The 25,194-nt window shown below is 64.0% G+C and carries 24 protein-coding genes; 15 read left to right on the top strand and 9 right to left on the bottom strand.

The genetic code is table 11. The features are described from left to right. Window positions 1-34 precede the first annotated feature (34 nt). Window positions 35-2,011 (bottom strand): acetate--CoA ligase, encoded by a 1,977-nt coding sequence (acs, locus tag AC1DSF_RS18365; protein WP_478124044.1) that lies wholly within the window; start codon window positions 2,009-2,011, stop codon window positions 35-37. 128 nt (window positions 2,012-2,139) lie between these two features. Here acs and AC1DSF_RS18370 point away from each other — a divergent pair, with 128 nt between their 5' ends. The 6 genes from AC1DSF_RS18370 (at window position 2,140) to AC1DSF_RS18395 (ending at window position 8,702) form a co-directional block, all read left to right on the top strand. Continuing rightward, window positions 2,140-2,445: a DUF485 domain-containing protein gene (locus AC1DSF_RS18370; protein ID WP_478124045.1), complete on the top strand. Its 306-nt coding sequence runs from the start codon at window positions 2,140-2,142 to the stop codon at window positions 2,443-2,445. After that, window positions 2,445-4,172 (top strand): cation acetate symporter, encoded by a 1,728-nt coding sequence (locus AC1DSF_RS18375; protein ID WP_478124046.1) that lies wholly within the window; start codon window positions 2,445-2,447, stop codon window positions 4,170-4,172. Before AC1DSF_RS18370 ends, AC1DSF_RS18375 begins: the two co-directional genes overlap by 1 nt. A gap of 67 nt (window positions 4,173-4,239) precedes the next feature. Beyond that, entirely contained in the window at window positions 4,240-4,971 is a 732-nt protein-coding gene (locus AC1DSF_RS18380; protein ID WP_478124047.1) for a winged helix-turn-helix domain-containing protein, read from the top strand. Between the two features lie 2 nt (window positions 4,972-4,973). After that, a complete protein-coding gene (locus tag AC1DSF_RS18385; RefSeq protein WP_478124048.1) occupies window positions 4,974-7,016 on the top strand; it encodes a PAS domain S-box protein in 2,043 nt (680 codons plus the stop codon). Window positions 7,017-7,165: 149 nt separating this feature from the next. Next, window positions 7,166-7,825: a Rossmann-fold NAD(P)-binding domain-containing protein gene (locus tag AC1DSF_RS18390; protein ID WP_478124049.1), complete on the top strand. Its 660-nt coding sequence runs from the start codon at window positions 7,166-7,168 to the stop codon at window positions 7,823-7,825. Window positions 7,826-7,919: 94 nt separating this feature from the next. Further along, window positions 7,920-8,702, top strand: a complete 783-nt coding sequence (locus AC1DSF_RS18395) for a YoaK family protein (protein WP_478124050.1) — start codon at window positions 7,920-7,922, stop codon at window positions 8,700-8,702. Between the two features lie 14 nt (window positions 8,703-8,716). Here the strand turns inward: AC1DSF_RS18395 and AC1DSF_RS18400 are convergent, their stop codons facing one another. The 3 genes from AC1DSF_RS18400 to AC1DSF_RS18410 form a co-directional block, all read right to left on the bottom strand. After that, window positions 8,717-8,974 (bottom strand): hypothetical protein, encoded by a 258-nt coding sequence (locus AC1DSF_RS18400; protein ID WP_478124051.1) that lies wholly within the window; start codon window positions 8,972-8,974, stop codon window positions 8,717-8,719. Window positions 8,975-9,170: 196 nt separating this feature from the next. Beyond that, window positions 9,171-9,653, bottom strand: coding sequence for a hypothetical protein (locus AC1DSF_RS18405; protein ID WP_478183200.1), 483 nt, complete (start codon window positions 9,651-9,653; stop codon window positions 9,171-9,173). A 115-nt stretch (window positions 9,654-9,768) separates the two neighbouring features. Continuing rightward, window positions 9,769-10,953, bottom strand: coding sequence for a M20 aminoacylase family protein (locus tag AC1DSF_RS18410; protein WP_478124053.1), 1,185 nt, complete (start codon window positions 10,951-10,953; stop codon window positions 9,769-9,771). Between the two features lie 128 nt (window positions 10,954-11,081). Between AC1DSF_RS18410 and AC1DSF_RS18415 the strand changes: the two genes are divergently transcribed. The 6 genes from AC1DSF_RS18415 to AC1DSF_RS18440 are packed head-to-tail and all read left to right on the top strand — an operon-like array spanning window position 11,082 to window position 17,126. Further along, a complete protein-coding gene (locus AC1DSF_RS18415; protein WP_478183201.1) occupies window positions 11,082-12,674 on the top strand; it encodes an ABC transporter substrate-binding protein in 1,593 nt (530 codons plus the stop codon). A 33-nt stretch (window positions 12,675-12,707) separates the two neighbouring features. Further along, window positions 12,708-13,685, top strand: a complete 978-nt coding sequence (locus AC1DSF_RS18420; protein ID WP_478124055.1) for an ABC transporter permease — start codon at window positions 12,708-12,710, stop codon at window positions 13,683-13,685. Further along, window positions 13,682-14,566, top strand: coding sequence for an ABC transporter permease (locus AC1DSF_RS18425; RefSeq protein ID WP_478183202.1), 885 nt, complete (start codon window positions 13,682-13,684; stop codon window positions 14,564-14,566). Before AC1DSF_RS18420 ends, AC1DSF_RS18425 begins: the two co-directional genes overlap by 4 nt. Then, window positions 14,563-15,582: an ABC transporter ATP-binding protein gene (locus tag AC1DSF_RS18430; RefSeq protein WP_478183203.1), complete on the top strand. Its 1,020-nt coding sequence runs from the start codon at window positions 14,563-14,565 to the stop codon at window positions 15,580-15,582. The genes AC1DSF_RS18425 and AC1DSF_RS18430 overlap by 4 nt, the downstream gene beginning before the upstream one ends. Next, the gene (locus AC1DSF_RS18435) at window positions 15,579-16,412 is read left to right on the top strand and encodes an ATP-binding cassette domain-containing protein (RefSeq protein ID WP_478183204.1); all 834 of its coding nucleotides are present in this window, start codon (window positions 15,579-15,581) and stop codon (window positions 16,410-16,412) included. The genes AC1DSF_RS18430 and AC1DSF_RS18435 overlap by 4 nt, the downstream gene beginning before the upstream one ends. An 18-nt stretch (window positions 16,413-16,430) precedes the next feature. Further along, a complete protein-coding gene (locus AC1DSF_RS18440) occupies window positions 16,431-17,126 on the top strand; it encodes a phosphoribosyltransferase (RefSeq protein ID WP_478183205.1) in 696 nt (231 codons plus the stop codon). Here the strand turns inward: AC1DSF_RS18440 and AC1DSF_RS18445 are convergent, their stop codons facing one another. Genes AC1DSF_RS18445 through pcaQ form a run of 4 tightly spaced genes read right to left on the bottom strand, consistent with a single transcriptional unit; the run spans window position 17,127 to window position 21,023 of the window. After that, complete coding sequence (locus tag AC1DSF_RS18445; protein WP_478183206.1) at window positions 17,127-18,059, bottom strand: nucleoside hydrolase; 933 nt, start codon at window positions 18,057-18,059, stop codon at window positions 17,127-17,129. Continuing rightward, window positions 18,056-18,640, bottom strand: coding sequence for a GAF domain-containing protein (locus AC1DSF_RS18450; protein WP_478183207.1), 585 nt, complete (start codon window positions 18,638-18,640; stop codon window positions 18,056-18,058). Before AC1DSF_RS18450 ends, AC1DSF_RS18445 begins: the two co-directional genes overlap by 4 nt. Next, window positions 18,637-20,040 carry a sensor histidine kinase gene (locus AC1DSF_RS18455; protein WP_478183208.1) on the bottom strand — a complete coding sequence of 468 codons (1,404 nt, stop codon included), beginning with the start codon at window positions 20,038-20,040 and terminating at the stop codon, window positions 18,637-18,639. The genes AC1DSF_RS18450 and AC1DSF_RS18455 overlap by 4 nt, the downstream gene beginning before the upstream one ends. A 41-nt stretch (window positions 20,041-20,081) precedes the next feature. Then, the gene (gene pcaQ / locus AC1DSF_RS18460) at window positions 20,082-21,023 is read right to left on the bottom strand and encodes a pca operon transcription factor PcaQ (RefSeq protein ID WP_478124063.1); all 942 of its coding nucleotides are present in this window, start codon (window positions 21,021-21,023) and stop codon (window positions 20,082-20,084) included. A gap of 160 nt (window positions 21,024-21,183) precedes the next feature. Between pcaQ and AC1DSF_RS18465 the strand changes: the two genes are divergently transcribed. Beyond that, window positions 21,184-22,188, top strand: a complete 1,005-nt coding sequence (locus AC1DSF_RS18465; RefSeq protein ID WP_478124064.1) for a Bug family tripartite tricarboxylate transporter substrate binding protein — start codon at window positions 21,184-21,186, stop codon at window positions 22,186-22,188. A 35-nt stretch (window positions 22,189-22,223) separates the two neighbouring features. Here AC1DSF_RS18465 and AC1DSF_RS18470 read toward each other — a convergent pair whose 3' ends face one another. After that, entirely contained in the window at window positions 22,224-22,733 is a 510-nt protein-coding gene (locus AC1DSF_RS18470) for a MarR family winged helix-turn-helix transcriptional regulator (protein ID WP_478124065.1), read from the bottom strand. 126 nt (window positions 22,734-22,859) lie between these two features. Here AC1DSF_RS18470 and AC1DSF_RS18475 point away from each other — a divergent pair, with 126 nt between their 5' ends. Next, complete coding sequence (locus tag AC1DSF_RS18475) at window positions 22,860-23,846, top strand: Bug family tripartite tricarboxylate transporter substrate binding protein (protein ID WP_478183209.1); 987 nt, start codon at window positions 22,860-22,862, stop codon at window positions 23,844-23,846. 28 nt (window positions 23,847-23,874) lie between these two features. Beyond that, the gene (locus AC1DSF_RS18480) at window positions 23,875-25,191 is read left to right on the top strand and encodes a sulfatase family protein (RefSeq protein WP_478183210.1); all 1,317 of its coding nucleotides are present in this window, start codon (window positions 23,875-23,877) and stop codon (window positions 25,189-25,191) included. Window positions 25,192-25,194 lie beyond the last annotated feature (3 nt).

Consider the following 25,194-nt stretch of genomic DNA (forward strand, 5'->3'; position numbering starts at 1 on the left):
AGCGTCGCGGACAGCTGCCATGGACGACGCTACCTCAGTGCGCTTCGGATAGCTGCTCCAGGATCGCCGGGTTCTCCAGCGTCGATATGTCCTGGGTGATGGCTTCGTTCTTGGCCACGGAGCGCAAGAGCCGACGCATGATCTTTCCGCTGCGTGTCTTCGGCAGGTTGTCGGCAAAGCGGATGTCCTTGGGCTTGGCGATAGGGCCAATCTCTTTGCCGATCCAGTTTCGCAGCTCGATGGCCAGCTTGCGCGCCTCCTCCCCAGTCGGCCTTGCACGCTTGAGCACGACGAAGGCGCAGATCGCTTCGCCGCTGGTCTCGTCAGGGCGCCCCACGACAGCCGCCTCGGCGACCAGATGGGTGCAAGCCACAAGTGCGGATTCGATCTCCATCGTACCCATGCGATGTCCGCTGACGTTCAGCACGTCGTCGATGCGCCCCCCAATGGTGAAGAAGCCGGTTTCCGCATCTCTGGCCGCACCGTCACCCGCGAGGTAGTAGCCGCGCAGTTCGGAAGGAAAGTAGCTTGCGGCGTAGCGCGCATCGTCGCCCCACACTGTTCTGATCATGCTTGGCCAGGGCTTCTTGATCACCAGCAGCCCGCTTTGGCCGTTGGGCACGTCACCACCGGTTTCATCCACGATGGCCGCCATGATGCCCGGGAAGGGAAGCGTGCACGAACCCGGCACCAATGTCGTGGCGCCCGGCAGTGGCGTGATCATCTGGCCGCCTGTTTCAGTCTGCCACCAGGTATCGACAATGGGGCAACGACCGCCACCGACGTGCTCGTGATACCACTCCCAGGCTGCCGGGTTGATGGGCTCGCCGACAGATCCGAGCACGCGCAGACTGCTCAGGTCGCTATTGCGCGGATGCACGTCTGGATGGCCCTCCGCAGCCTTGATCAAAGACCGAATGGCCGTCGGCGCCGTGTAGAACACTGTCACCTTGTGGCGCTCGATCATCTTCCAGAATCGTGCGGCATCCGGGTAGGTCGGAATTCCTTCGAACACCACTTCCGTCGCTCCAATAGCCAATGGTCCATAGGCGATGTAGGTGTGCCCAGTGACCCAGCCGATGTCGGCCGTGCACCAGAACACATCGTCGTCATGGATGTCGAAGGTCCATTGCGTGGTCACGGCCGCATGCACGAGATATCCGCCACTGCAATGCTGCACCCCTTTCGGCTTGCCCGTCGAGCCGGACGTGTAGAGAAGGAAGAGCGGGTGCTCGGCCCCCACCCACTCAGGCTCGCAATGCAAAGGCTGCGCTGCCGTGATTTCATGCATCCAGTGGTCGCGGTTTTGCCACGAGACCGCGCCGCCGGTACGCCGGTAGACGATCACCTCGCGCACGGTCTCGCAACCGCCCAGTGCCAGTGCCTCGTCGACCAGCGCCTTGAGCGGCAGAGCCTTGCCACCCCGCATCTGCTCGTCCGCGGTGACCACCGCCAATGCGCCGGTGTCCGCAATCCGGTCATGGAGCGATTGCGCGGAGAAGCCGCCGAAGACGACAGAGTGCACCGCACCGATGCGGGCGCATGCCTGCATGGAGATCACGGCTTCGATCGACATCGGCATGTAGATGACCACGCGATCGCCCTTGCCAACGCCCAGTGCCTTCAGCGCGTTGGCCATCCGGGCCGTTCTCGCAAGCAGTTCAGAGTAGGTGATGCGCGTCACGGCACCGTCGTCCGCCTCGAAGATGATCGCCACCTTGTCACCGCCGCCGGCTTCCACGTGGCGGTCGAGGCAGTTGTACGACACGTTCAGCGTGCCGTCGGCGAACCATTCAAAAATCGGCGCGCGGCTGGTGTCGAGCACCTGCGTGAAGGGCTTCTTCCAAGCCACGAACTCCCGCGCCAGCCGGGCCCAATACCCCTCGTAGTCGGCGTCCGCCTCCGCCGCGAGCGATTCGTATGCCGCGCGGCCAGCGACATGCGCCGAGCGAAGAAGCCGCTCCGGCGGCGGGTACTGCTTTGGGGCCTTGGATACGTCGAGCTGACTCATGCATTTCTCCTTGAAGGGTTCGCAGATGTTGGAGGCACTTCAGGCTGCGAACTTTGAGCTAGCGCAAGCTCACGGAAATATCCCTGGCTTCCAATCGCATCGGCCCCCAGTCATTTGCAGGAGACCCCATGGACGACAAACTGGTTCGACGGATCGTCAGCCAACCCAAGTACAAGGAGTTGAAGGCCAAGCGCACGCGCTTCGGCTGGATGCTCACGCTGCTCATGCTGATCGTCTACTACGGCTTCGTGCTGCTTGTGGCGTTCAACAAGCCCTTCCTCGCTCAAAGGCTGGGTGAAGGCGTCATGACCGTCGGCATGCCGATTGGCTTTGGGGTGATCGTGTTCACGATCCTCATTACCGCCTACTACGTCCGTCGCGCTAACGCCGAGTTCGACGTGCTCTCAGAAGCCGTTCGCAAGGAGGTGTTGTGATGAACCGGCACACCCATGCACTTCGCGCCTTGCTGGCTCTGGCTGCGCTGCTCGCGCTGTCTTCCGGCGTGATGGCCGCCGGCGCCGACCTCGGCCAGGCGCAAAAGCAGGCAACGAACTGGACGGCCATCGGCATGTTCGGCTTGTTCGTGGTCGGCACTCTTTTCATTACCAAGTGGGCCGCGGCAAAGACGAAGTCGGCCTCGGATTTCTACACCGCCGGGGGCGGCATCACGGGGTTCCAGAATGGCCTGGCGATCGCAGGTGACTACATGTCCGCCGCCTCTTTCCTCGGCATTTCGGCGGCGGTCATGGCAGCGGGCTACGACGGCCTCATCTATTCGATCGGCTTCCTCGTTGGCTGGCCGATCCTCACCTTCCTGATGGCGGAACGCCTGCGCAATCTTGGCAAGTTCACCTTCGCGGACGTGGCTGCGTTTCGTTTCAAGCAATCTCCCATCCGCATCTTCGCGGCTTCGGGCACGCTGGTCGTGGTGGCCTTCTACCTGATCGCGCAGATGGTGGGCGCTGGGCAGCTCATCAAGCTGCTGTTCGGTCTTGAATACTGGATCGCGGTGGTCATCGTCGGCTCGCTGATGATGGTGTACGTGCTGTTCGGCGGCATGACCGCCACCACGTGGGTCCAGATCATCAAGGCCGCACTGTTGCTGGGCGGCGCCACCTTCATGGCGCTGTCGGTGTTGTGGCACTTCGGCTTCAGCCCGGAAGCCATGTTCGCGGGCGCCGTCAACATCAAGACCGACCTCGCACTGAAGGACGGGAAGACCGCGGAAGCGGCCGCGGCGGTCGGACAGTCGATCATGGGCCCGGGCAATTTCGTCAAGGATCCTGTCTCAGCGATCTCGTTCGGCATGGCTCTCATGTTCGGCACGGCCGGCCTGCCGCACATCCTGATGCGGTTCTTCACGGTGCCCAGTGCAAAGGAAGCGCGAAAGTCGGTGATGTGGGCAACGGGCTGGATCGGCTACTTCTACCTGCTCACCTTCATCATCGGCTTCGGTGCCATCAGCTTCGTGCTGACGAATCCACGCTTTCTGGACGCCGACGGGCTGCTGCGCGGCGGTGGCAACATGGCGGCCATCCATCTGGCCAGTGCGGTGGGCGGCAACGTGTTCCTCGGCTTCATCTCGGCGGTGGCTTTCGCGACGATCCTCGCGGTCGTCGCAGGACTGACGCTGTCCGGCGCATCGGCGGTTTCGCACGACCTGTTCGCGACCGTCGTGAAGAAGGGAAAGGCCGACAGCAAGTCAGAGTTGCGCATGTCGAAAATCACGACGGTGGCACTGGGCGCGCTGGCAGTGTTGCTCGGCATCGCGTTCGAGAAACAGAACATTGCCTTCATGGTGTCGCTGGCATTCGCGATTGCCGCCTCCGCCAATTTCCCGGTCCTGTTCATGTCGGTGCTTTGGAAGGGCTGCACAACGCGAGGCGCCGTCATCGGCGGCTTTCTTGGGCTCGTCTCTTCGGTCGCGCTCACGGTGGTCTCTCCATCGGTATGGGAAGCGACGCTCGGTCATCCGGCCGGTTCATCCCTGTTTCCCTTCGCATCACCGTGCCTGTTCTCCATGCCCATGGCCTTCCTGGGCATCTGGCTCTTTTCGATTCTGGATGCCAGCGATCGCGCGACCATCGACAAGAACGGCTTTCTGGCGCAGCAGGTGCGATCGGAGACCGGAATCGGGGCGTCAGGCGCCAGCGGGCACTGAGTAGGCGGCGCCCCCGGAGCGCACTGCTGCATTGCGATTGCGCGGTATCCACGACTAACATACCGGGGTGATATCTCCCATACATTTGGCCGTTCTCGATGACGAAATCGAGATCACCGTACTTCTTGCGACTTATCTGCAAGGCCAGGGCTTTCGGGTCAGCCAGCTGAATTCTGGAAGAGAGCTTTTCCGGCTCATGGAGCGTGACGCCCCGGCACTGGTCCTGCTTGACCTCGGCCTGCCGGGGGAAGACGGATTCTCCATTGCTCGCCAGTTGCGCGAACACTGGCGATGCGGGCTGGTCATCGTCACCGGTCGAGGCGATGCGGTCGACAAGGTGGTCGGACTGGAGGTGGGGGCCGATGACTATGTGACCAAGCCTTTCGACCTGCGGGAGCTGGTGGCGCGGATCAAGGCGGTTCTTCGGCGTCTTGCGCCAGCCGAGGTGGCCGCTCCCGCTGCCGCGCCGGTCGCCGCGCCGACCCAATTGCGCTTCGGGCAATGGGCGCTCGACACCGCAGCTCGGCGCCTGCTGAATGCCGAGCGAGGCGAGGTTTCGCTCACCTCCGGCGAATTCGATCTCTTGCACATCCTGCTCACGCATCCTGGCCGCGTCCTGTCGCGCGATTTCCTGCTCGGACTCGCGCGGGGCCGGGAAGCCGGGCCGTTCGACCGCACCATCGACGTCCAGATCGGACGGCTGCGCCGAAAGATCGAGACTGATCCCGAGAATCCGCAGATCATCAAGTCGGTGAGGGGTGCAGGCTACATCCTCGTTCCCAAGGTCGACGCGGGCTGACCATGGCTGGATTCAACGTGCCAAAGCTCGACGATGGTGCCGTGTTTCGCTCGCTGTTCCTCGCCTACCCCGATGCATTGCTGCTGGTCGATTTGCAGGGCGTCATCGGACTTGCCAATCCGGCAGCGCTCGCATTGCTGGGTTACACGGAATCCGAACTGATCGGCCTGTCGGTCGACGAGCTGGTGCCCAACGCCATCAGGCCCCGCCATTCCGCCTACCGCAAAGCCTATGCGGAATCTCCCCGCGCCCGCCCCATGGGTACGCAGATGGACCTGGTTGCAAAGCGGCGGGACGGCAGCGAAGTGATGGTGGAAATCGCCCTGAGCCCTTTGCAGGATCATGGCCTCCCCTACGTTGTCGCGGCGATCCGCGGCGTCGGCGCCTATCCCCGCGTGAAGCAGGCGCTGCAACGCGCCCGCTACGCCGAATACCTCGCCCAATTCGGTCGTGATGCGGTCGATGCGCCCCATTCGTCCACGCTCGCCGAACTCGTTTCCAGGATCGCCGCCGAAGCCTTGCAGGTCGAGATGGCGAAGGTCCTTCTTCTCAAGCCGAGCGGTCTCGAACTGCGGATCGCCGCCGGTGTGGGCCTGTTGCCGAACGAGCAGATCGGAGACCCTCTTCGGATAGAGCCTGGCACACCCACCGGCTGCGTGGTTGCCGAGGGCAAGCCCATCCTGATCAGCGACTACGCCCACGAGCAGCGCTTCAGAATCCCGGAGCGGTACGTCGGGGCGGGAATGGCTTGCGAGCTCTCCGTGCCGCTGGCTGACCGTGGCCGCACGATCGGTATTCTGGTGGTGCGCTCGCGCACGCCCGGGCGCCTGGGCGACGAAGAGACGCGATTCCTCGAATCTCTTTCGAGCATGCTGGCTACCGTCTTTCAGCGGGAACGAAGCGAAGAGGCGCTGGATCATGCACAGCGGCTCGAGACGGTCGGGCAACTCACGGGCGGTGTGGCGCACGACTTCAATAACCTGCTGACCATCATCTCCGGCAATCTCCAGGTCCTGGAGGACTCCCCTCAATACGCGGGCGATGCATTTCTTCAGCAGCTCGTGGGTGCCGCTTCGCGCGCTACCAAGCGCGGCGCCGAGCTGACGGGCAAGCTGCTGGCCTTCTCGCGGAGGCAAGTTCTGCAGCCCACCGTGGTCGACGTGACGGCGCTGTTAGGTTCGCTCAGGGACATGTTGCGCCGCACGCTGGACCAGCACATCGCCATTTCGCTGCAATCCGAGCAAGCACTGTGCATGGCGGACCCGATGCAGCTCGAATCCGCACTGCTGAACGTGGCCATCAACGCCCGTGACGCCATGCCCCGGGGCGGCTCGATTGCATTCGTCTGCCGCGCAGTGGCTTCCTTGCCCGATGGCCTCGATATCGAGCACGAGCAGCCTCCTGAGGACGGATTCGTCGCCATCTCGGTTTCGGACACGGGAGACGGAATGTCCGAATCCGTCAAGGAGCGCGCGTTCGAGCCCTTCTTCACCACGAAGGAAACCGGCCGCGGTACGGGCCTGGGTCTCTCGACGGTCTACGGATTCGCGAGGCAGTCCCATGGTGCCGTCAGCCTCGCCAGCGCACCCGGCGTGGGGACGACGGTGACGATCTACCTCCCGCGGGTGGGCCTGGACCTCGCCGCAGACGACCTCGACCCGACAACGCTCGACGAACTGCCTCCGGGCCTGCGCGTCTTGCTGGTGGAAGACGATGCCGAAGTCCGCGACGTCGTCCGCCAGTTTCTGACTTCGCTCGCTTGCGAAATCGTGGTTGCCAACAACGCCGAGGAAGCGATGCGCGTGCTTGCGCAGAATTCAGGCATCGACCTGTTGCTCACGGATGTCCTGCTCGGCGCGGGCAAGCGCGGCACCGAACTGGCCGATGCTGCCCTCGCGTCTCACCCGGGCCTGCCGGTCTTGCTCATGTCCGGTTTCTCGAGCGAACTGCTCAACGAACCCAGCGGCCGGGAACTGCTTCGCAAGCCTTTCACACGTGCAGAGCTCAGGCAAGCATTGGCACGGGCGCTGGTTACAGTGCCATAGCTTCGCGGTTCGAGGGGCGCCGGACTTGACGGCGGTCAACATCGGCCCGCGGCATGTGCCATACCGTCGCTGGTGTGAAAGGCGCTTCTCCCGCTCTGTTGCATCGTTTGCCTTTTGACAGTCTCTCGGACGCGAGCCCGATTCTGTCGGTGTTCGCGTTCGCCAGGTGCCTGCGCGCCGAAGCGCGGTCGGGTTCGATCCGCCACGCGCTGCAAGGAAAGAATCTCTCATTGCTGGTCGAGACGCCGGGACCGAAGAGTTCGCCGCTTCAACGGGCGGCGATCGACCTCGGTGCTCGCGTCGCCGAGGTGCCTTTCGCCGATGCTGACGGCTCCGTACCTCGCGACCTCGGCGCCCTGGCCCGCATCCTGGGCCGCATGTATGACGCGATCGACTGCGGGTCGCTCGCAGCGCCCGTGGTCGAGCGCATCGAAAGGGAAGCCGGCGTGCCGGTCTATGCCGGGCTCGGCCTGGACGACCGGCCCGCCCGGGCGTTGGCGGATCTGCTCACGCTCTCGGAAGCCGGGCCACCCACCGGGGCCCCGCCAGGCATTGTGTTTCTGGGGGACACGCAGACTCTGCGAAGCCGCGTGTTCCTCGCGTCCGCGCGGCAGGTGGGCTTTGTCGTCAAGCCTGGCAAGCCCGGCCATGAGTCGGCAGCCAGCGAAGCGGACTTCGTGGTCGACGCGACCCATCCCCCCCGATGGTCCCTGCGCAGGGCCAACGTGCCTCTGGACGAGGAACAGCGTTCGGAGAACCACAGGTGCTTGATGCAAACCGTTCTCATGGACACGATGGCCCGAGCTTGAGCCGCTGCATCCGCGTTGGCAGCATCCGGCAACGAATGGCGCTCGTTGCCGGCTAGACTGATCGTCTTTCTCACTGGCTCTCGGAAACGGCACTATGCGGCGGCTTCGCTTCCTCACCAACCGGCACCGGGCTCCGTCGACGAACCGGACCCTGGGATTGCTCCTCGCGTTCAATGCCGGCGCCGTCAATGCCGGAGGATTTCTGGTCCTCCACTTCTATACGTCGCACATGACGGGCTTCGCCTCTCAGCTCGCCGACGGCCTGGTGCTCGAAAACTCCACGCTGTTGATGAACGCCCTCGGGGCCATCGTGTCGTTCATGTCCGGCGCAGCGGTCTGTGCGGTGCTTGTCAACTGGAGCCGCAAACATCATCTTCATAGCGTCTATGCCCTGCCGCTCATTCTCGAAGCCGTGTTGATGTTTCCGTTCGGCCTGATGGGCTCCGTGACGCTCAACTGGCGTACGCCTTTTGCGGTGCCGCTCACGGTGCTGCTCCTCTCCTTCATCATGGGCCTGCAGAACGCCGTCGGCTCCAAGACGTCCGGCGGGAGCATCCGAACGACGCACATGACGGGCAACATCACCGATCTGGGAATGGAAATCGGCAAGATGATCTACTGGAACCGCAGCGGAAGGCCCGCTCAGATGTTCGTGCGCGCGGACCGGCAGCGCATGCGCATGGCCGGCGGTCTCGTCCTGATGTTTGTCGTTGGCGGCATTGCGGGCGCGTTTGGATTCAAGAACCTGGGATTCGTCTGCGTGATTCCACTGGCGGCGCTCCTGCTGCTCCTCTCGGTGCCGCCCTTCCGGCGCGACCTTGAAAAGCTGCATGCGCTGGGCTTCACATTCGGTTTCCTGAACCGCCGCGGGCGATGAGTCGTCAGCAATGCTCAGTCCGGCGTGAACTTCTTGTTGAAGATGTCGACATCGGAGGCAAGCTCGAAGGTCGCCACCTGTCCCATCTTGCCGTCACTGAGACGGCATGCCGAGAACAGGCTGTAGCGGCCCTTGAAATAGAACTCGTCCATCACGATGAGCGCATACGGGTACGGCACGAACACCTGGTGCTCGAACACGATGCGATGCACGTTCCTCGGTGAGGGAAAGAGCTTGTAGTCGGCTGTGTCAATGGATTTTGCGGTGGCCATGGTTTGCTGACTCTTTCATTTCAATCTGCAAATGCAAGAAAAGCCTTCAATTTAAGGTACCGTTTGCCCAAAATTGGAGGTCCTGATGCGTCGCTTGTTTGCCAACCGGCTTGCCACTGCCACGGGGATTGCGGTGGTGCTGATGTCAGCCGTTTTCGCGCTCGTGCGCGTGCTGTAGAGGCCGTCACGCGAGTTCTCAAAACGTGCGGGGTGCGGCAACGCTCGCACTGAGCCCGGTGCCGTGCTTCAGGCTTTCCTGTTCCTGATCCTGGTCCTGGCTGTCTTCGTCTTGTTGCTGGCTGCAGGCGTTCATCAAGGGCCCGGGGCACTCCGAGCGAAACTGCATGAACCCCAGTGTGCTGCCAGCAACTGTCAGGCAGGCGAATAGAAGCCATGCCGCAGCGGAGAGCCCACGGCGTGCGCCCCAGCGACGTCCGAAGTGTTTCTGCAAGCCGCCGCCAGCGACTTGGCCTTCCAGCTCCTGGAGATACCCGCCCACCGCGGCGATGTGCCTGCGGATCGCCAGGGCCTTCAGGCCTCCATACGCAGCGATGGCAACCGGCACCCACCACACCAGACCCGCAAAACCAACCAGCGACTCCGCGTTTGTCGCCACCCAGGCGAAGATCGCTGCGGCGCCGATGACGCATGCACGTTCGAGCATTGCAAGCTCAGACATGCAGCTCGTCGCCTCTTTGTGAAGTGCTGCGTACTCATCGTTCTGCAGCGTGGGCTCAGTCATACATTGCTCCCGTCGTCTTCATCTTTATCTTTGTCTTTGTCTGCATGCGCATCTATCGCAAATAGGCCTGCGCCAGCGAGACCCAATAGCTCGCGGTGCTGGGCAGGATCTCGTCGTTGAAGTCATAGCCGGTGTTGTGCACCATGCAGCCCGGGCCGCTCCCCGGCTTGCCGTCGCCGTTTCCGACAATGAAGTAGCTGCCCGGCACGGCGTTCAGCATGAAGGCGAAGTCGTCGCTGGCCTGCAATGGCGCCATGTCGGGAATGAGCGCCTTCTCGCCCATCGTTTCCAGGGCCACCTGGCGCGCGAAGGCCGTCGCGGCAACGTCGTTCACGCAGGGCGGCATCTTCCAGTGGTAGTCCACTGTCGCGCTGGCGCCATGCACGGCAGCCTGGGCTTGCGCCATGGCAATGATGCGGTCGCGCAGGAAGGCGCGCACTTCAGCTCTTCGCGCCCGGATCGACAGCTTGAGCTCGGCGCTTGTCGGAATCACGTTGGGCGCCTTGCCCGCGCTCATGGCGCCGACCGTGACGACAGCCATGTCGTTGGGGTCGACCTCGCGCGAGACGAGCGTCTGCAACGCAAGAATCAGGTGCGCCGCGACCATCACCGGGTCCACCGTCGTATGCGGCATGGCGCCGTGGCCGCCCTTGCCTTCGATGGTGATGATGGCCGTGTCCGAAGAGCTGTAGATCACGCCCGGCAAGAACCCGAACTGCCCCGCCGGGAAACCGGGCTCGTTGTGATATGCGTACACGGCATCGCACGGAAAGCGCTCGAACAGGCCCTCCTCGACCATCTTCTTCGCGCCCATCAGTCCTTCCTCGGCGGGCTGGAAGATGACGTTCAAAGTGCCGCTGAAGCTCTGGCTGACTGCCAGCAGTTGCGCCGCGGCAAGCAGCGTCGCCGTGTGTCCGTCATGGCCGCAGGCGTGCATGGCGCCGGGCTTGCGGCTTGCCCATGAGAGGCCGGTGGTCTCCGTCATCGGCAGCGCATCCATGTCGGCGCGCAGGCCCAGGCGCCTGGAACCGTCGCCGAGCTTGAGCGTACCGACCACGCCCGTGCCGCCGAGGCCGCGATGGACCGTGTAGCCCCATCGTGCCAATCGCTCGGCCACCAGGTCACTGGTCTGGAACTCCTCATAGCCGAGCTCGGGATTGGCGTGGATTTGCCGCCGCAGTTTGACCATTTCCTCGGTCGAGGCCCGGATGCCGGGATGGATGGGTACTGAAATCATCAAGAGGCCGCCTTCAACGCACTGGGTTCGCATTTTCCACGCCAATAATGCGGGGTGCCGCGATGGCCTCGATATTGCTTCCGAAGCGGCTGCCTCCGAAGGCTTCAACTCCGACGATGACTCACCACTTGCAGACCCCCACCCTCCCCCTCCTGACCCGTCGCCAGCTGACGCTCGGCGCGCTCGCCGCAGCCGGCGGACTCGCGACCACTCGCTACGGCCGCGCCGCGACCGGCAAGGGCACCGCGGTGCTCGCCATCGATGCCGATCCGCCGACGCTGAACCTCGGCACCACCACGGATTTCGCCGCCGGCGACGTCTCCGCCAAGATCCTGGAGGGCCTGGTGTGGCTCGACCCCCAGTACAACCCGAAGCCCTCCCTCGCCACGGCCTGGACGATCTCGCCGGATGGCAAGACTTACCGCTTCGCGCTGCGCAAAGGCGTGAAGTGGCACGACGGCAAGGACTTCACGAGCGCCGACGTCAAGTTCACGTTGATGGAAGTGGTCGGCAAGCTGCATCCCCGCGCGGCGCCGGTGTTCAAGAACCTCGGCATCGAGGTCGACACGCCCGATGCCCTGACGGTGGTGGTCAGGCTGCAAAAGCCCTACGCGCCACTGCTCTCGCAGATGACGGTGTTCGACGCACCGATGCTTCCGCGCCATCTCTACGAAGGCAGCAACATCGGTACCAATCCGGCCAACCAGAAGCCCGTGGGCACCGGCCCCTTCAAGTTCGGCGAATGGAAGCGCGGCGCCAGCATCAAGCTTGTGCGCAATGACCAGTACTGGGATGGCGACAAGCCGTTTCTCGAATCGATCATCTTCCAGGTGATTCCGCAGGCAGCCAACCGCGTGCCCGCCTTGCAGACGGGCGAGATCGACGAGTTGCTCGACTTCTACACGCCCAAGCCCGACGTCCCGCGCATCCTCGCGGACAAGAGCCTCGCGCCGCGTCGCGGTGTGAACATCCCGGCGATCTATTTCCTGATGTTCAACACGCAGTCGCCGATCTTCTCGAAACGCGAAGCGCGCCATGCGGCCGCCCTGGCGATCGATCGGCAGCGCCTGGTCAAGCAGGCCATGAACGGCATTGCGCGGCCGGGTGCGGGTGCCTTCGGCGACGGCTTCAAGTGGCTTTTCGACGAAGACGTGAGCTACGCGAAGAAGTACCCGCTCGAGCCGGCACGCGCCAAGGCTCTCTTCGAGAAGGCCGGCGCCAAGCCCGGCACCACAACCTTGCGAATGCCCTTCGACGCAAGCCGTGCGCAGATGCGCGCGCAGGCGCAGATCATCCAGGACAACCTGCGCCAGATGGGCATCGAGGTGAAGCTGGAGCCGTTGGAGCGCTCGGTGTACTACGACCGCGTGTTCGCAAAGCGCGACTACGACATGATGCTGGGCTCGTACTTCTCCGCAGGCGACCCGGCCATCGGCTACACGCGCCTGTACAGCACCTACACCGGCACCGCGCCCAATACCAATGCGAGCGGATACTCGAACCCGAAGGTCGACGACCTGCTGAACCGCGCCGCCACGGCCACCGATCGCGAGGTCCGCGCCAAGCTCTACAAGGAGTTGCAGGTGATCCTGAACGAGGACCTGCCGACGCTGGTGCTGTTCGACGAAGAGACGGTCGATACGGCGAGCAAGAAGCTCACCGGCGTCTTCCCCGCGCTCGACGCACGCGACCAATGGGCCGGCGTGAAGCTCAGGGATTGAAGGGGGCCGCAAGGCGCCTTGGCCTGATTCCACATGTCCTCTTTCATCCTGCGGCGTCTGCTGCACGCGATTCCGCTGCTGCTTGCAGTGGTCGTGCTCAACTTCCTGCTGATCGCCTTCACGCCGGGCGATCCGATCACGCTGCTGGTGGGCGATTTCCCCGCGCCGCCCGAATACCTCGACCAGATGCGCCGCGAATTCGGGCTCGACCAGCCCGTGTGGATCCAGTTGCTGCGCTACCTGGGCAAAGTGCTCCAGGGCGACTTCGGCTACTCGTTCGCCAATCAACAGCCCGTGGCGACGCTGATCCTCGAACGGCTCGGCGCGACGCTGGAACTCACGCTGACCGCGCTCGCTTTCGCCAGCGTCCTGGGGATCATGCTCGGCGTGGTTGCCGCGCGTTCGGCAGCGCGCTCCGGCCGCGCTCTGGTTGATTCGGCCATCCAGGGCGCCTCGTCGGCAGGTTATTCAATCCCGGACTTCTGGCTCGGCCAGTTGCTGATCCTGGTGTTCGCAATCGGGCTGGGATGGCTTCCCTCGCAAGGCAACAACCCGGTCCGTGGCACGCTGCCAGGCTTTGATGGGTTCGTTCAGCATCTGTCGTATCTCGTGCTGCCGGCTTTCGCTTTGTCGCTGCGCTATCTCACGCTGATCACCCGCATCACGCGCGCTGCAATGCTGGAAGTCATGAATGCCGACTTCATCCTGGCATCGCGATCGCGCGGCGCTTCGGAGTGGACGGTCGTCGTCGTGCACGCCTTGCGCAATGCCGCAGCGCCCGTCCTCACCGTCATTGGCTACAACGTGGGCTTCGTGCTTGCGGGGTCGGCATTGATCGAAGCGGTTTTCGCGTGGCCCGGAATCGGCCGCCTGCTGTATGAATCGATCTCCAAGCGCGACTATCCCGTGATGCTGGCGATCTTGCTGATGGTGTCCGTCACGGTGGTAATCGCGAACCTTGTCACCGACATCGTCCACAGACTCATCGATCCGAGGATCGAACGCGCATGAACGACGCAACGCAAGTCCTGATCGCGGTTCCGACGGCGACTACGGCATTTCGCAAGGCCGGGTTCTGGCGGCGCCTGCTGCGACGGCCGACGACGCTGCTTGCAGTGTCCTTCCTTGTGCTGCTGTTTGCGCTGGCGCTCTTCGCACCGCTGGTGACTGCCTACGATCCGCTCGGCGGCGGCGACAGTTCGCTCCTCGAACCGCTCTCCCCCGGCCACTGGCTCGGCACCGACGACCTGGGGCGTGACATCTGGTCGCGCGTGGTCTTCGGCACACGCATCTCGCTCACGGTCGGCGTCATGAGCGCCTTGTGCGCAGTCGTTGCCGGCGTGATCGTCGGCGCGCTCGCAGGCTACTTCGGCGGATGGCTCGACACGCTGTTGATGCGCATCGCCGAGTTCTTCCAGACCCTGCCGCGCTTCGTGGTGGCGCTCATCGTGATCGCGCTGTTCGGCACCAGCATCTTCAAGATGATCGTGGTGATCGCCGCACTTTCATGGCCGCAGCTTGCGCGGGTGGTTCGCGCCTCGGTCGCGACACTCGCGCAATCGCAATTCGTGGATGCGGCACGCGTGGCGGGCATGGGCCATGGCGCCATCATCATGCGGGAGATCTTGCCCAATGTGGCCGCGCCGATCATCGTGCTCGGCTCGCTGGACATTGCCATGGCCATCCTCATCGAAGCCAGCCTGAGCTTCTTCGGGCTCGGCGATCCCAATCATGTGTCGTGGGGGGCGATGCTGAACGACGCACAGCAATACCTGCGCAGTGCCTGGTGGATGTCGGCCTTTCCCGGCCTGGCCATTGCGCTCACGGTGCTGTCGTTCAACGTCTTCGGCGATGCGCTGAACGACGCGCTCAACCCGAGAGGTTCGAAATGAGCGCCAATGCCGAATATCTCTTGGACATTCGCGGCTTGTCGGTCGACATCCGCCAGGGCGCGACTGCCCTGCGCGTGGTGAACGACCTTTCGCTCACCGTTCGCCGCGGCGAGGCGGTAGGCCTCGTGGGTGAGTCAGGCTCGGGCAAGTCGATGACGGCTTTCGCGATCATGAATCTCTTTCCCTCTCCGCTGGCGCGCGTTGCCGCGGGGCAGATCCTGCTCGAAGGCCACGACCTGGCGCAACTGAAAGCGTCCGATTTGCGTGCCGTGCGCGGCGCGCGCGCGGGCATGGTTTTTCAGGACCCGACCAGCTACCTCGATCCGCTCATGCCTGTCGGACGGCAGATTGCAGAACCACTCCGTGCGCATGGGCGAACCGACGGGATGCAAGCGCGCGTGCTCGAATTGCTCGACATGATGGAACTGCCCAACGCACAGCGGGTCGCGCGTCAATATCCTCACGAGCTCTCCGGCGGCATGCGCCAGCGCATCCTGATCGCAACGGCATTGGCGATGCGGCCGGCGCTGCTGATCGCCGACGAACCCACGACAGCACTCGACGTCACTGTGCAGGCGGGCATCCTGAAGCTGCTGATGCGGCTTCGCAAAGAGCTTGACCTGGGCATCCTGTTGATCACCCATGACCTCGCGGTGGTCGCAGAGACCTGCCAGCGGGTTAACGTGATGTATGCGGGACAGGTGGTCGAATCGAATGAAGTCGCCGCGCTCTTCGCGGCGCCGCGCCATCCCTACACGCAAGGGCTGCTCGGGAGCATCCTGAGTCCGCAGTCGCGCGCGCATTCGCTGTTCTCCATTCCGGGGAGCGTGCCGATTGCGGGGCATTGGCCGCAAGGCTGCCGCTTTCATCCGCGTTGTCCGATGGCGCGCCGAGGCCTCTGCGACAGCGTCGCACCCGCACTGACGGCGCATGGACTCGGCGCCGACCGCTGCCTCCTGAGCGATGAGCCGCTCGCCGCCGACGCGTGGCAGCGCAACAAGGCGACATCGCCATGAACGCAGTCACGACCACCCCGCTGCTCGAAGCGCGCGACCTGAGCCGGCTCTTTCCAGTGCGCGGGAGCGGAGGATTGTTTCGCGCCCGGCAGATGCAGCGCGCGGTAGATCGCGTGTCGCTCTCCATTCATCCCGGTGAAGTGCTGGCGCTCGTCGGTGAAAGCGGCAGCGGCAAAACCACACTGGGTCGCATGCTTCTGGGCCTCACGGCGCCGAGCGAGGGAAGCATTCTCTACAAGGGCATGGACCTCGCCACGCGCTCCGGCGAAGCGGCGCGCATCTTTCGCCGCGAAGTTCAAGTGGTGTTCCAGGACACCGGCGGCTCGCTCAATCCGCGCCGCACCATCGGCCAGAGCGTTGCACTCCCATTGACCTATCACCGCAGCCTCGACCGTCGCGCCGCCGCAGCCGAAGTCGATGCGCTGCTCGATCAGGTCGGCCTGCCAGCCGCGCACTTCCGCGATCGGCTTCCGCATGAGCTCTCCGGCGGTCAACGCCAGCGCGTGGGCATTGCACGCGCGCTGGCGTCCAATCCTGCACTGATCATTGCCGACGAGCCGGTGTCGGCGCTCGATGTCTCCGTGCGCGCGCAGATTCTGAAGCTGATGTTCGATCTGCAGCGCGAAAGGAAACTGTCTTACCTCTTCATCACGCACGACCTGGGCGTCGTGCGCGCCATGGCCGATCGCGTGATGGTGATGCACCAGGGCCGTGTCGTCGAAAGCGGCGATGCCGACGCAGTGCTGAACTCACCCCGCGACCCCTACACCCAGCGCCTGCTCGCCGCCACGCCGGTGCCCGATCCTTCGCGCCAGCTCGAAGTGCAATGAGTCGGCGACGACATGATCATGACCCGTCATTTCACTGAAGCCACCACCGACTACTGGCAGCGCATCGTCGCAGCGGATGCGGTTGAACAGCCCGAAGCACCATGGCAGTTCGCCTATCCGGCACGCCTGCCGGACGGCCGCGTTCTCATGCTGCCCATCCGGCAGTTGCCGAGCGAGCCGTCGCACGCCGTTGCTTCGCTGCTGGTCAACCACGCTTCGCTCGAAGTGGTTGAAGCGCTGGGCACCATGCTCGCGCAAGGTCTGTCTGCGCATGCGCCCGATGTGGTCATCGGACTGCCCACGCTGGGGCTCACGCTCGCACCCGTCGTCGCGCGTGCGCTGGGCCACGCGCGGTACGTGCCGATGGGCTACTCGCGCAAGTTCTGGTATGACGAAGCGCTGTCCGCGCCCGTGCATTCGATCACCTCTCCCACACCGGGAAAGCGCATCTACCTCGACCCGAATCTCCGCCCCCTTGTCGAAGGCAAGCGACTGGTGCTGGTCGACGACGCGATCAGTACCGGAACCACACTGCTTGCGGCATGGGACCTGATCGAATCGCTCGGGGGCCATGTGGTGGCCTGCGGAGTCGCCATGCTGCAGGGCAGCCGCTGGGTTGACCGGCTCGGCGCAGAACGCGCAACTCGAGTGGTCGGCGTGTTCGAGAGCCCCCTGCTGAAGGCCGTCCCCGGCGGATGGGTCCTGCGGGACTGATCAGCCAGCGGCGCGCGCAAGAGCTTCGAGCACCACCTGCCTCAGAAGCGCCTCGTCCGCGACGCTCGCCACCTGCGCATTCGGCTGAGCCCGTTTAGGCACGCGCCATTCAACGACCGTCATGCCGCGCGTGTACTCCCCCTTGCATTCGGCCAGCACGTGCGCCGGCCTGAACGTCATCCCTTGGGGAGCCACCAGCGCCGCCGCGGCCGTGGGGTCGTACAGCGACATCGGCAGCGTGCCGGCCGGGCTTGCAATGCGAACATAGCCGAGCAGCAGGTCGGCCAACACTTGCGCCTTGTCGGAGCCGAGCGCGCGCAACGCCTCGGCATCGCTTGCATGTACGCGCACCTGCCGGCAGGCGTCGAGACCCACCATGTGCAGCACCACGCCCGCTTCGAGCACCACGTTGATCGCTTCCGGATCGACCGCCGCATTGAACTCCGCCGCTGCCGTGTGATTGCCCGGCCCTGCGCTGCCACCCATCCACATGAGGCGCCCGATGCGCGCTGCAAGCTCGGGTCGGCGTTGCAGAACGGCGGCGATGTTGGAGAGCGGACCCAGCGCCAGCACAGTCGCCGGATCGCGTGACGAATCGAGATAGTCAATCAACGCAGCCACGGCATCGCGCGATGCCAACGAGCCGCGAGCCATCGGCAAGCTGCGGCCTGCTGACGCCATGCCATCCATGCCGAGAATGTTCTGCGCTGTTACCAGTTCGCTCGCAATCGGCCCCGAACTGCCTGCGTGAATCGGAAAGGCCCACTCGAAGAATGCGGCGGAACGCAGCGCGTTGTCGATCACCACGTCGAGCGGCGCGTTGCCGGCGACCAGCGACATGCCGTTCACACGCCAACCAGGCGTCTGCGTCACGGTCAGCACCGCCGCGAGGTCATCGAAGCCCATGTCGGTGTCGATCCAGATGCTGTTCATTGAGTCAGTCGCGAATCCAGGTGGAACGCATATTGTGCTGGACTGACTTCATACCCATCCGCTTGCGCCAGCAGCCGGGCCGTGGCAGCAGCAGCCATCTCCAGGCGCCTCACGTCGCGCTCGCCCAGATGAGGACACGCTTCACGGCTGAACCCGCACAAGACGCCGTACAGCGTGCCGTCGGCGAACCGTACCGGCACACCGATGTGCGCACCGATGTTCTTGAAATACTCGGGCATGCCGTACATCATCCGCACCCCCGACAGGTCATGCAGGAGATGCGGCAGCCTGCCATCGACGATCCGTTGGCACACGCTTTCTTCGAGAGGATGAGACTGCCCCACCTGGAAGAGTTCGCGTGCGCTCGATGAGATCTGACGGAACACGCGATGGCCGTCGACGAACTCTCCCACGAACACGACGTCGAGCTTGAGGTGCTCGCGCACGATGCGCAGAAGACTTCCGATGGAGCGCTCGACGATTTCACTGCCGGGACGCGTGCTCGCTCCGGCTGCGATGCTGGCCACGCGCGCCGCCCATTCGTTCAACCCTGCATCCCTGTTTTCAGACGAAGACTTCATCGCCAGTCACCTCGAATTGCGGAATTCAGATCGCCCAATCGAATAGAGCAACGGGTGCCCTGCCCGACGATTGATTGGAGGCGAACCTCCGACTGGAGCGTCTTGGCGAGGCGCGAGACGAGCGACAGTCCCAGCCCGACGCCGTCGCTCGACAAGGCCGCGCCTTCGGCCACCTTGTAGAACTCGTCGAACACCTTGTCGATCTGGTCGGCGGGAATGCCGATGCCCTGGTCCCACACTTCGATGCGAACACCGGTCCTGAGAACACGCGCGGCCAGGAGAATCTGCTTGCCCGGCATGCTGTATTTGATGGCGTTCGAAAGGACATTGCCGATCATCCTTTTCAAGCGCACGCGATCGGAATGAATCAATGCGTTGCAGGCGCGGACACGCAGCTTGATGTTCTTGGCGGTGGCCAAAGGTTCATGTTGAAGCTGCAAGTCGCGCATGAGTTCGGCAATCTGCACAGGCTGCACTGTCAGGCGCACACGGCCACTGTCCAGGCTCGACAAGTCGAAGAGAGAGTCGAACAGATGACTCACCGCGGCAGTTGCGTTTGCAATCTTCGGCGCCAGTTCGTGGCTCGCCTCCGGATCGTCATTGAGAAAATCGACGTAGAGCCTCAATGCCGCAACGGGTTGCCGAAGGTCGTGTGTGGCGACGGCCAGGAAGCGGCTCTTGAGGTCGAGCGATTCGAGGGCCTGGCGCTCTTTTTCGGCCAGGTCGTATTGAAGCCCGAAATGCTCGGTCTGGTTCCGGAGGAAGGATTTCGCTTGATATTGGATAGAGAACCACTGGAAAAGAATCAGCGCGACAAACCAAAGATGGAAGCGATGATCGTCCGGATACGCCACGAGCGTGTATGCAATGCCCGAAAGCGCGACCGCGAAGAGAGTGCCGATGTATCCCTGCATCAACCGGGGCACGAAAGCCAGTCTCGTGAGCGGGCCAACGACTTGAATCGTCAGGATGACCCAGCACCCGAACTGGTCCACGACCGGAATACGCTGGAAGAATATCCAAACCGATATTCCCCAGAAGGCGCCCTCCACCATCGCCAATGGCAGCAACCGACGGACGAATTCCGCCTTGATCTCGGCAGGTGCGTCGCGGTATGTCCGTCTGTAGGTCCGACACACGAAGAGCCTCGCCACGGTGATCGGAAGCGCAGAGAAGAGCCAAAGGATCAATGCCATTCGATTGGCGTTGTCCCAGCAGAAGCCGACCATGAGCGGGATCAACGTCACGCTTATGACGCCCCTGCCCGGCGTCACATTCATCAGGCTCTTCATCAGTTGTGCGCCGATCCACTGCGAACGCTCGACGGTCAGATCCAACTGCCGCTTTGGCTGTTCGACGGCAGTACCCGTACTGCCCTGCCCTTCATTTTCGGTTTCCATAGCAACAAGTTCGAGACGACGTCAGCGGTGGCGTCGAACTGTTATCGGCAGGCGGACAGGATTTCTGAAGGGTTCTTTTCGAGCACGGTGCGCACCGCTTGAACCAGCAACTGCACTCCCGCGCTGGTTTCGCCGGCACGTCGAACGGTCATGCCGACGGGCCCATCGGTACTGCTTGTATCGAACTGAAGCCTGCACAGGTCGCCGAGCGCCAGCGCTGCTTCGGCCGCTCCTTTCGGCGCAAACCAGACGGCGTCGGTTCGACCCAGCAGCGCCAACGCGAAGGTCGTATCGGTGGCCTCGATCAGTTGCCGGGGCGGCGCGACGCCCCGTGCGTAGAGAAAGCCGTCCGCGGTGTCGCGAACCAATGTGCCCTGCACCGGCAAGATGAGCGGAAAGTCCGCCAAGGCATCCAATGCCGGTTGCCTGGATTTGGCAAGGGGGTGATGGGCCCGGGCGACGAGCATCAGAGGCTCGCTGTAGAGCTGCTCGAAAGCCAGGTCCACCATGGCCGAAGCTTGCGCGAGCCGTCCGAGCACCACGTCGATCTCCCCCTGACGAAGCTGCGTCATCAATTGCGCATTTGTGCCGCTGACCACGCGCACGCGCAGGACGGGATGCGAAGCAGTCAACAACGCAATGGAGGCGGGCAGCAGGCTCGCCGCCATGTTCGGCAGCGCGCCAACGGCGAGGCGGACATGGTCCGTTTCCGGCTGGTCGAGCGCGAGCGACAGCCCCTCCCGCAGTCCACGCAGCATCACGACCGCGTGCCGCACGAGCACTTCGCCTGCGGGCGTCAGATCCACGCCGCGGCGACGGCGCACGAGCAATGGCCGCCCGACGATGTCCTCGAGTTCGGCAATGGTCTTGGACACCGCAGGCTGCGTCAGCGCGAGCGCCTTGGCCGCGCGAACGAGGTTGCGCTCCTGGCCGACGATGGCCAGGCACTGGAGGTGACGCAGTTTCAGGCGGGAGAAATTCATGGCTTGTTGCGCGGCGCTTGAGCAGAGCCGAGATCCAAATATAACGATCAGGAATACCACGCAGAAGAGCTTTCATTTGTGCGGCGGCCATCGCGCTCCTAAAGTGGCCGCATGTCGACGCCGCCTTCCGAGCGTCACGAACGGACTGGAGACAAAACGAATGAACCTGCACTTTGATCGCGCGCGCAGCGCGCCACGCCGAGGCGGCCTGATTGCCAAGGCCGCCCTCGTCATTGCCGCCAGCCTTTGCGCGGTCACGGCCGCCGCCCAGGCGGGATTCCCTGACAAGCCCGTCAAACTCATCACCAACTTTCCGGCGGGCGGCCCGCTGGACATCCTGGGGCGTGCGCTTGCCGTACCGCTTCAACACGAACTCGGGCAGCCTTTCGTCGTCGACAACCGCCCTGGGGCAGGCGGCAACATCGGCGCCGACGCGGTTGCCAAGAGCCCCGCAGACGGCTACGCCGTGCTGCTGAGCATCGACACCACCTTCACGATCAACCCGCATCTCTACAAGAGCATGCCTTTCGCGCCGAAGGACCTGAAGCCGCTGATGATCTTCAGTTCATCCGGGCTCACGTTTGCCGTGAACCCTGCCGTCCAGGCCAAGGACTTCAACGACTTCGTTGCCAAGAGCAAGACACGCGAGATCACCTTCGGCTCTGCCGGGAACGGCAGCCCCGGCCACATCGCTTCGGAAATCTTCTCGACCGTCACTGGCGCGAAGGTGGTCCACGTGCCCTACAAGGGCAATGCGCCGGCCGTGATGGCGCTGCTGTCGAACGAGGTCCAGGCGGGCATCCTCGCGACGCCGGGGCTGCTGCCGCAAATCCAGACCGGCAAGATCACGCCCCTGGCCGTCACCGGACGCCAGCGTGCGCCGCTCCTTCCGCAGGTGCCCACAGTGGGCGAACTGGGCCTCAAGGACCTGGAGTTCGAGGTGCTCTACATGGCGATGGTCCCGGCCGCAACACCGGAGCCTGTCATGGCAACGCTGCGCAAGGCGCTGCAGACTGCCCTCGCGACGCCGGAGGTCAAGGCACGCCTCGCCGCGCTCGACATGGTGGCGCTCGGCGAAACCGGCGATGCAGCCGCGCAGCACCTCGAGAGCGCCCGCGCCCGCTACGGCAAGATCGTCAAGTCGACCGGCATGAAGCTGGATTGAAGCTGGCACGACATGATGTGCGCACCCGTTGCTGCTCAATCCGCCTTGGCGCCGCGCCGCCGGCGGTCCGCCTTGGGCAGCACTGCCTCGGCAACCATCTGTTCCGCATGCAGTTGCAGGCGTGCGAGCGATTGGTTGAGTTGCGTGGCGGCGTCGGCGTCGAGTGCGCCGAGCAGGTCGGTGTTGATGCGGGTCACCAGCGGGAACAGTTCGTCGTACACCTCCCGGCCGCGCTCGGTGAGACACAAGAGCACCTGCCGCCGGTCACCCGCCGGACGCGAGCGAGCGATCAGTTGTTTGTCCACCAGCGAACCGATGGCTTTCGATGTACGCGCGCGATCGAGCTGCGCATGCTCGGCGAGACCGGACGAACTCAGTTCGCCATGGCTCGCCAGCGTGGCAATCAGCCGCCACTCGCGCCGCGTGATGCCGAAGCGCCCCTCGCAGATCCTGATGACCATGCTGCCCGCGACCGAGAGAAGCCGCGACAGCCGATACAGCAGCAGGTCGTCGAGCGGTCGGCGCGGTGCTGGCGTCGGGTTCATCTGGGGTTCATCTGGGGTTAGTCCGGAGAATGGTTGATTAGATCAATCGAGTGTCGCAAATCTAAAGTGATCCGAGGCCGGTTCCTCCCGAAGGCCTGCAGTTCGAACCCATTCCAGGAGACATTCATGCCCCGCACCGATCTCGACCGCCGCAGCCTGGTTGCCGGCCTCTGCGCCCTCGCGCTCTCGCCCCTGGCAAGCGCCGAAGCGGTCTTCACGCCCGGCCAGCCGATCAAGGTGCTGATCGGCGTTCCGGCCGGCGGCACGCAGGACGTGCTGACGCGCGCCATCGCCCAGGAGGTGCGCGACTCGCTCGGCCCGCTGATCGTCGACAACCGTTCGGGCGCATCGGGCCGCATTGCGGTCGAGGCGGTCAAGACCGCGCCGCCCGACGGACGCACCCTGCTGCTCGGCACCGCCAGCATGATGACGATGTACCCGAGCGCGTACGCGAAGCTGTCGTACGACCCGATCAAGGACTTCGTCCCGATCGTCAATGCAGCGCGCTTCGAACTCGCGCTGGTGGTGAGCAAGGACGTGCCGGCCAACACGCTGGCCGAGTTCATCACGTGGGCCAGGGCGCAGGGCGACAAAGTCAGCTTCGGCTCGTACGGCGCGGGCACGCCATCGCATTTTCTCGGCGAGATGCTCAATCGCTCGGCGGGGCTCAAGATGGTCCATGTGCCCTACCGAGGCTCTACTCCTGCGCGGCAGGACGTGATGGGCGGGCAGATTCCGGTCTACTTCGACACCGTCGGCGGTGCGCTCCAGATGCAGCCCGGCGGCCGCGTGAAGGTGCTCGCGACCAGCGGCGAAAAGCGCTCGCCGCTGATGCCGGATCTTCCGACTTTCGTCGAGGCCGGGCTGAAAGATGTGGTCGCGACCGCATGGTTCGCCTACTACGCGCCCGCGAAGACGCCGAAGCCGATCGTCGAGAAGCTGCGCGCCGAATTCACCCGCGCGGTCAATTCGCCCGAGGTGAAGCAGCAACTGCTGCAGAACGGCATGTATGTCACCGGCGACGACGCGAACGCACTCCTGAAGACAATGCGCGAAGACACCGCCCGCTGGGCCGTGATCATGAAGGCCGTGAATTTCCAGGCGAATGACTAATGAAATCCGGCTACCAACCCTGAAATCCATGCAACGACCCAACATCATCTTCATCGTCGCCGACGACCTCGGCTATGCGGATCTCGGCTGCTACGGCGGTCGCGAGGCCGACTTCGGGCCTGTATCGCCGGTGCTCGACCGGCTGGCAGCGCGCGGCATCAAGTTCACGCAAGGCTACTCGAACTCGCCGGTGTGCTCGCCCACGCGCTTCGCGATGATCACGGCGCGCTATCAGTACCGCCTGCGCGGCGCGGCCGAAGAGCCGATCAACAGCAAAAGCCGGGGAAGCACGACGCTCGGGATGCCCCCGGAGCACCCGACCTTGCCCTCGATGCTGCGCGACGGCGGCTACCGCACGGCGCTCATCGGCAAATGGCACCTGGGTTCGTTGCCTTCATTCGGGCCACTGCGCTCGGGCTATGAGGAGTTCTTCGGGCCGATGTCGGGGGGCGTCGACTACTTCACCCATTGCGACTCGACCGGACGGCACGATCTGTGGCTCGGCGAGGACGACTGTCAGCAGGAGGGCTACTTGACCGACCTGCTCTCGCGCCGTGCCGTCGACTATGTCGACCGCATGGCGCAGCAGGACGCGCCGTTTTTCCTGAGCCTGCACTACACCGCGCCGCACTGGCCCTGGGAAACCCGCGAAGACGCAGGCCGGGGGCCCCAGGTGAAGGACAACCTGTTCGATCTCGCCGGGGGAAACATCCACGTTTACCGCCGCATGATCCATCACATGGACGAAGGCATCGGCTGGATCATGGATGCGCTCGACAAGCACGGCATGGCCGACAACACCCTGGTCGTCTTCACCAGCGACAACGGCGGCGAACGCTTCTCTGACAACTGGCCGCTGGTTGGCGGCAAGATGGACCTCACTGAAGGCGGCATCCGCGTGCCGTGGATTGCGCATTGGCCGGATGTCATTGGCCCCGGCGGCGAAAGCGCGCAGCACTGCATGACGATGGACTGGTCGGCCACCATGCTCGATGCAGCGGGCGTCTCGGCGAACCCGGCCTATCCGCTCGATGGAATCTCGCTGATGCCTGTTCTTCGTGACGCGGCCTCCAGCTTCCGGCGGCCTCTCCATTGGCGCATGAACCATCGCGGCCAGTGCGCAATGCGCGACGGCGACTGGAAGTACCTGCAGGTGGACGGCAACGAATATCTCTTCAATATCCCGGCCGACGAGCGCGAGCGCGCCAATCAGGCGAAGCGCGACCCAGAGCGGCTGGCCGCGATGCGTGCGGCCTGGCAGGCATGGAATGCGACCATGCCGCCCATTCCGGAAGACGCGACGGTCAGCCTCGGCTATTCCACCAAGGACATGCCGCAACGCTGAAGT

This window comes from Variovorax sp. 01N429, assembly GCF_056399425.1.

What these genes read in the sequence shown, in the direction of transcription:
- acs (WP_478124044.1), bottom strand. Translation starts at nt 2,011, where the DNA reads ATGAGTCAGCTCGACGTATCCAAGGCCCCAAAGCAGTACCCGCCGCCG.
- AC1DSF_RS18370 (WP_478124045.1), top strand. Translation starts at nt 2,140, where the DNA reads ATGGACGACAAACTGGTTCGACGGATCGTCAGCCAACCCAAGTACAAG.
- AC1DSF_RS18375 (WP_478124046.1), top strand. Translation starts at nt 2,445, where the DNA reads ATGAACCGGCACACCCATGCACTTCGCGCCTTGCTGGCTCTGGCTGCG.
- AC1DSF_RS18385 (WP_478124048.1), top strand. Translation starts at nt 4,974, where the DNA reads ATGGCTGGATTCAACGTGCCAAAGCTCGACGATGGTGCCGTGTTTCGC.
- AC1DSF_RS18395 (WP_478124050.1), top strand. Translation starts at nt 7,920, where the DNA reads ATGCGGCGGCTTCGCTTCCTCACCAACCGGCACCGGGCTCCGTCGACG.
- AC1DSF_RS18400 (WP_478124051.1), bottom strand. Translation starts at nt 8,974, where the DNA reads ATGGCCACCGCAAAATCCATTGACACAGCCGACTACAAGCTCTTTCCC.
- AC1DSF_RS18405 (WP_478183200.1), bottom strand. Translation starts at nt 9,653, where the DNA reads ATGTCTGAGCTTGCAATGCTCGAACGTGCATGCGTCATCGGCGCCGCA.
- AC1DSF_RS18410 (WP_478124053.1), bottom strand. Translation starts at nt 10,953, where the DNA reads ATGATTTCAGTACCCATCCATCCCGGCATCCGGGCCTCGACCGAGGAA.
- AC1DSF_RS18420 (WP_478124055.1), top strand. Translation starts at nt 12,708, where the DNA reads ATGTCCTCTTTCATCCTGCGGCGTCTGCTGCACGCGATTCCGCTGCTG.
- AC1DSF_RS18425 (WP_478183202.1), top strand. Translation starts at nt 13,682, where the DNA reads ATGAACGACGCAACGCAAGTCCTGATCGCGGTTCCGACGGCGACTACG.
- AC1DSF_RS18430 (WP_478183203.1), top strand. Translation starts at nt 14,563, where the DNA reads ATGAGCGCCAATGCCGAATATCTCTTGGACATTCGCGGCTTGTCGGTC.
- AC1DSF_RS18435 (WP_478183204.1), top strand. Translation starts at nt 15,579, where the DNA reads ATGAACGCAGTCACGACCACCCCGCTGCTCGAAGCGCGCGACCTGAGC.
- AC1DSF_RS18440 (WP_478183205.1), top strand. Translation starts at nt 16,431, where the DNA reads ATGACCCGTCATTTCACTGAAGCCACCACCGACTACTGGCAGCGCATC.
- AC1DSF_RS18445 (WP_478183206.1), bottom strand. Translation starts at nt 18,059, where the DNA reads ATGAACAGCATCTGGATCGACACCGACATGGGCTTCGATGACCTCGCG.
- AC1DSF_RS18450 (WP_478183207.1), bottom strand. Translation starts at nt 18,640, where the DNA reads ATGAAGTCTTCGTCTGAAAACAGGGATGCAGGGTTGAACGAATGGGCG.
- AC1DSF_RS18455 (WP_478183208.1), bottom strand. Translation starts at nt 20,040, where the DNA reads ATGGAAACCGAAAATGAAGGGCAGGGCAGTACGGGTACTGCCGTCGAA.
- pcaQ (WP_478124063.1), bottom strand. Translation starts at nt 21,023, where the DNA reads ATGAATTTCTCCCGCCTGAAACTGCGTCACCTCCAGTGCCTGGCCATC.
- AC1DSF_RS18465 (WP_478124064.1), top strand. Translation starts at nt 21,184, where the DNA reads ATGAACCTGCACTTTGATCGCGCGCGCAGCGCGCCACGCCGAGGCGGC.
- AC1DSF_RS18470 (WP_478124065.1), bottom strand. Translation starts at nt 22,733, where the DNA reads ATGAACCCGACGCCAGCACCGCGCCGACCGCTCGACGACCTGCTGCTG.
- AC1DSF_RS18475 (WP_478183209.1), top strand. Translation starts at nt 22,860, where the DNA reads ATGCCCCGCACCGATCTCGACCGCCGCAGCCTGGTTGCCGGCCTCTGC.
- AC1DSF_RS18480 (WP_478183210.1), top strand. Translation starts at nt 23,875, where the DNA reads ATGCAACGACCCAACATCATCTTCATCGTCGCCGACGACCTCGGCTAT.